Source organism: Paraburkholderia heleia NBRC 101817, assembly GCF_000739775.1.
GTDB classification, from domain to species: Bacteria; Pseudomonadota; Gammaproteobacteria; order Burkholderiales; family Burkholderiaceae; genus Paraburkholderia; species Paraburkholderia heleia.
Genome location: NZ_BBJH01000110.1, coordinates 1 through 511, shown reverse-complemented (window position 1 = coordinate 511; position 511 = coordinate 1). Strand labels below are relative to the sequence as shown.

Annotated in this window: 1 pseudogene; it reads left to right on the top strand. The window is 59.3% G+C overall.

Going from position 1 to position 511, the window contains the following annotated elements:
* Positions 1–511, top strand: a pseudogene (locus BHE01S_RS38635) (hypothetical protein); the annotation flags it as partial.

Below are 511 nucleotides of genomic sequence, written 5' to 3'. Positions count from 1 at the left end.
GGGTGTACATTCGGATGTGGGCGGTGGATACGAACCGGATGTACAAGGCCGCAGCAACCTGCTGTCGCGTATCCCCTTGCGCCACATGCTGGCCGAGGCCATCCGGGCTGGAGTGCCAATGCGATTGCCGGAAAATCTGAGACCGAATATTCGTGATGATTTCAGTTTGTCAGACGACGATCCGGTGGTGAATCTATATCAGGGCTACATGGCGGCATTGCCGCCCGCAGAAGGGGACGATGTTGAATCACTGATGCACACGCATCGCCGCCTGAATTTCCGGTGGCGCGGAGCGGTGGAGCGTCAGCCCCTCGATACACGTGTTCTCGGGCGGCTGTATGGAAAGGTCAGTGCGGCGTGCGAAAGTGTGCGGCCCGCAACTGATGCCGACCATCCCGCGTGCAGTCCCAGTCAGTGGACCTATGACGTTCCACCGCATCCTGATGAGCAGGCAAAGCAGCTACTACGCGAACAGCGCAGGCTGGTGCAACGGGTAGCGTTCTTGCGTAAC